The following is a 3,551-nucleotide window of genomic DNA, read 5'->3' as shown; positions in this document are numbered from 1 at the left end:
CCGTTTTTGTTAAGATAAAGAATATTATCAGGCGCTAGCGGGATTTGTTTGTCGCTTTATTTTTGCCAACTTAATCTGATTACAGAGTAACGCAATAATAAAGAATACAGCTTGCGTTAGCACAATACATGGCCCTGTTGCTCCATCAATATGAAAACTAATAAATGTTCCGATAAAACTAGATGTGACAGAAAATACAATTGCTAACATAATCATACGTGAAAAACTGCGTGTTAATAAATACGCGGTGATCCCCGGTGAAATAAGCATTGCGACAACTAAAATAATCCCAACGGCCTGCATTGAAGCTACAATGGTTAATGCCAAAATAGACAGTAATCCATAGTGTAATAATGTAACAGGTAAACCAACAATCCTTGCTTGGTTAGGATCGAAACAATAAAGCATAAAATCTTTTTGTTTAACAAGCATAATAGTGACGGTAATTAGGCAGATAACACTAATTTGAATTAATACATCAGGTGTAATACCTAAAATATTACCAAATAAAATATGCATTAAATGTTGGTCAGTATCAACACTGGCAAAAATGACCAGCCCCACCGCAAACATGCCTGAGAACACTATTCCCATCACTGTATCTTCTTTAATGCGACTGTGATCTTTTAAATAACCTGTGGCGAAAGAGCAAAATAGCCCAGAAAGAAAAGCGCCTACTGTTAACGGGATGGCGGTGACATAAGCAAGAACAACGCCGGGTAAAACGGCGTGAGAGATCGCATCTCCCATCAGCGACCAGCCTTTTAATACCATGTAGCAAGATAAAATAGCGCAGGCAATACCTATAATAATGGCTGCAACAATAGCGCGTTGCATAAACGGATATTGAAAAGGCTCAATGAAAAATTCCATCAACTCATTCATAGTTTCACCTCTTTTTGGTTTGTTGATCCTTTATGCTGATGAGATTGCGTAATCAACTGTTGTGAACTCTGACGAGCACGACGACGAGCGGCTAACATACCGTGTTTAGGGGCAAATAAGAAAGCTAATAAAAAGAGTGAGGTTTGCATTGTGACAATCACGCCACCTGTTGCACCATTGAAGAAGTAGCTAAGATAAGCGCCTACTGCACTAGTGATTGTGCCGATACAGATAGCAATAATTGCAAGCCGTTTAAATTGATCTGTGAGTAAGTAAGCTGTTGCACCTGGCGTCACGACCATAGCAATGACAAGAATGGCGCCAACAGTTTGAAGCGCTGCGACAGTACATGCGCTCAAAAGAGTAAAAAAGATAATTTTTAATTTTAGTGGTGATAAGCCGATTGATTTTGCATGGACTTCATCAAAAAAAGACCACTAGCAAGTCTTTCCAAATACAAAATAAGATTAAGAAAGAGACACCTGTAATAATCACAACTTGCCATACATCTTCATCAGCAATACCTAAAATATTTCCGAGAATGATGGTCTGAACGTTGACGGCTGTCGGTTTAAGCGAAACCAGCAACAGACCAAAAGCAAAAAAAAGTGGAGAAAATGAAACCAATAACAGCATCTTCGCGAAGACGTGTAATATGACGAATAAATGTCATTGATAATGCAGCGAGTAACCCCGTAAAAAAAGCCCCAACGGCATAAGGTAAACCTAATATATAAGCCCCTGCAACACCAGGAACAACGGAGTGGGAAAGGGCATCTCCCATTAACGACCAACCTTTTAAAATAAGATAGGATGAAAGAAAAGCGCAGACGGCACCGACTAAGGCGCTCACCCAAATCGCTTTCACCATATAGTTATATTCAAAGGGCTGTAGGAGTATATCTAGCATGGCTAATCTCCTTGTTTGCGTTGGCTTTGGTGCGCCGGCGTGTGTTCTTTTTGATGACCATAGAAAACAGCAGCACGTTCATCATCAGTAATGACAGTCAGTGAACGTGGATCATCGTCGTCATGAAGATCAGAACCCGATAGGCTAATGTGGCGTAATACACCACCAAATGCATGTTCTAAGTTTTTCTGTGTAAATGTTGTTTCAGTTGGCCCACTGTCTAATACTGTTCTATTGATTAAAATAACGTGGTCACAAAATTCAGGCACACTTCCCAAGTTATGTGTTGAAACTAAAACTAAGTGGCCTTCTTCACGTAAATTACGTAAAAGTTCGATAATCGCATTTTCTGTTTTAACATCGACACCAGTAAAAGGCTCATCAAGTAATAAAACAGTACCTTCTTGAGCCATTGCTCGAGCTAAGAAAACACGTTTTTTCTGACCACCAGAAAGCTCTCCAATTTGGCGATGTCCTAAGCCTGATAAGCCAACGCGTTCTAGGGATGCTTCAACAACTTCATGGTCGCGTTTTGAAGGAATACGAAAAAAACCCATTTTTCCATAACGTCCCATCATTACAACATCAGAAACAAGGACGGGAAAATTCCAGTCAACTTCTTCTGTTTGTGGAACATAAGCGATCATATTTTGTTTTAACGCCTGTTGGATCGGGCTATCGTTTAATGTCACTTTACCTTTAGAGGGCTTTACTAGCCCCATAATGGTTTTAAATAGTGTGGATTTACCACTCCCATTGATGCCAACTAGGGCACAAATAGTGCCACCAGTGATAGAGAAACTTGCATCGAAAATAGCCGTATGACCGTTGTTGTAAGTCACTGTGGCATTATCAACAGTCAACGTAGGATTAGCTTTTATATTATTCATTGCCCAAATCCTTTCGCAATTGTATCTACTGTAATCGTAATTAAGTCAATATAAGTAGGAACTTCGCCACCTTCAGCGGAAAGTGAGTCAACATAAAGAACACCACCATATTTTGCGCCTGTTTCTTTACTAACTTGTTTAGCCGGTTTATCTGAAATTGTACTTTCACTAAAGACAACCGGGATCTTGTGTTCTCTAACAGTATCAATCACATATTTAACTTGTTGTGGCGTGCCTTGCTCTTCCGCATTGATTGGCCATAAATAAACTTCTTTAAAGCCATAGTCATTAGTTAAATAGCTGAATGCCCCTTCACTGGTGACTAACCAACGCTCTTCTTGTGGGATCCGAGATAATCTTTCTCTTAATGGTGCGTCAAGCTGTTTAATTTTTTCTGCATAACGTGCCGCATTTTGATTATAAATAGCCGCATTATCGGGATCATGTTCAACAAGTGCCTTGCGAATATTTTCAATATAAATTAATGCATTATTCGGTGACATCCACGCATGTGGGTTCGGATTATTTTTGTAAGCACCTTCACTAATTGCCATTGGTGTGATGCCTTCTGTAACAACAACCGCAGGTACGTTACGTAATTCATTAAAAAAGCGTTCAAACCAACGTTCAAGGTTTAAACCATTCCATAAAATAAGATCAGCCTTTTGAGCTTTTACAATATCTTTAGGAGTGGGTTGGTAATCATGAATTTCAGCACCCGGTTTTGTAATTGATTCAACAATTGCAGCATCTCCAGCTACATTTTGAGCAATATCTTGAATAATCGTAAAGGTGGTGACGACTTTTAGTTTATCTTTTGCGTATGTAGGTGCTGTTAAAAATACAGATGCCATAAGGCATAAAGC

The 3,551-nt window shown here is 39.3% G+C and carries 3 protein-coding genes and 1 pseudogene; all 4 read right to left on the bottom strand.

Annotated features, from left to right (window positions below):
- Window positions 1-27 precede the first annotated feature (27 nt).
- The 4 genes and pseudogenes from BHE89_RS12310 to BHE89_RS12295 all read right to left on the bottom strand — a co-directional run bounded on the left by BHE89_RS12310 (window position 28) and on the right by BHE89_RS12295 (window position 3,539).
- Window positions 28-885 (bottom strand): metal ABC transporter permease, encoded by an 858-nt coding sequence (locus BHE89_RS12310; RefSeq protein WP_069369357.1) that lies wholly within the window; start codon window positions 883-885, stop codon window positions 28-30.
- Window positions 882-1,795 (bottom strand): annotated as a pseudogene (locus tag BHE89_RS12305) (metal ABC transporter permease). The gene BHE89_RS12310 and the pseudogene BHE89_RS12305 overlap by 4 nt, the downstream one beginning before the upstream one ends.
- A 2-nt stretch (window positions 1,796-1,797) precedes the next feature.
- Complete coding sequence (locus tag BHE89_RS12300; RefSeq protein ID WP_069369355.1) at window positions 1,798-2,685, bottom strand: manganese/iron ABC transporter ATP-binding protein; 888 nt, start codon at window positions 2,683-2,685, stop codon at window positions 1,798-1,800.
- The gene (locus tag BHE89_RS12295) at window positions 2,682-3,539 is read right to left on the bottom strand and encodes a metal ABC transporter substrate-binding protein (protein ID WP_128860514.1); all 858 of its coding nucleotides are present in this window, start codon (window positions 3,537-3,539) and stop codon (window positions 2,682-2,684) included. The genes BHE89_RS12300 and BHE89_RS12295 overlap by 4 nt, the downstream gene beginning before the upstream one ends.
- Between the last annotated feature and the right edge of the window lie 12 nt (window positions 3,540-3,551).

It is taken from the genome of Shigella sp. FC1967 (assembly GCF_001743005.1).
Classification (GTDB): Bacteria; Pseudomonadota; Gammaproteobacteria; order Enterobacterales; family Enterobacteriaceae; genus Proteus.
This window is presented reverse-complemented; position numbering and strand designations above follow the sequence as displayed.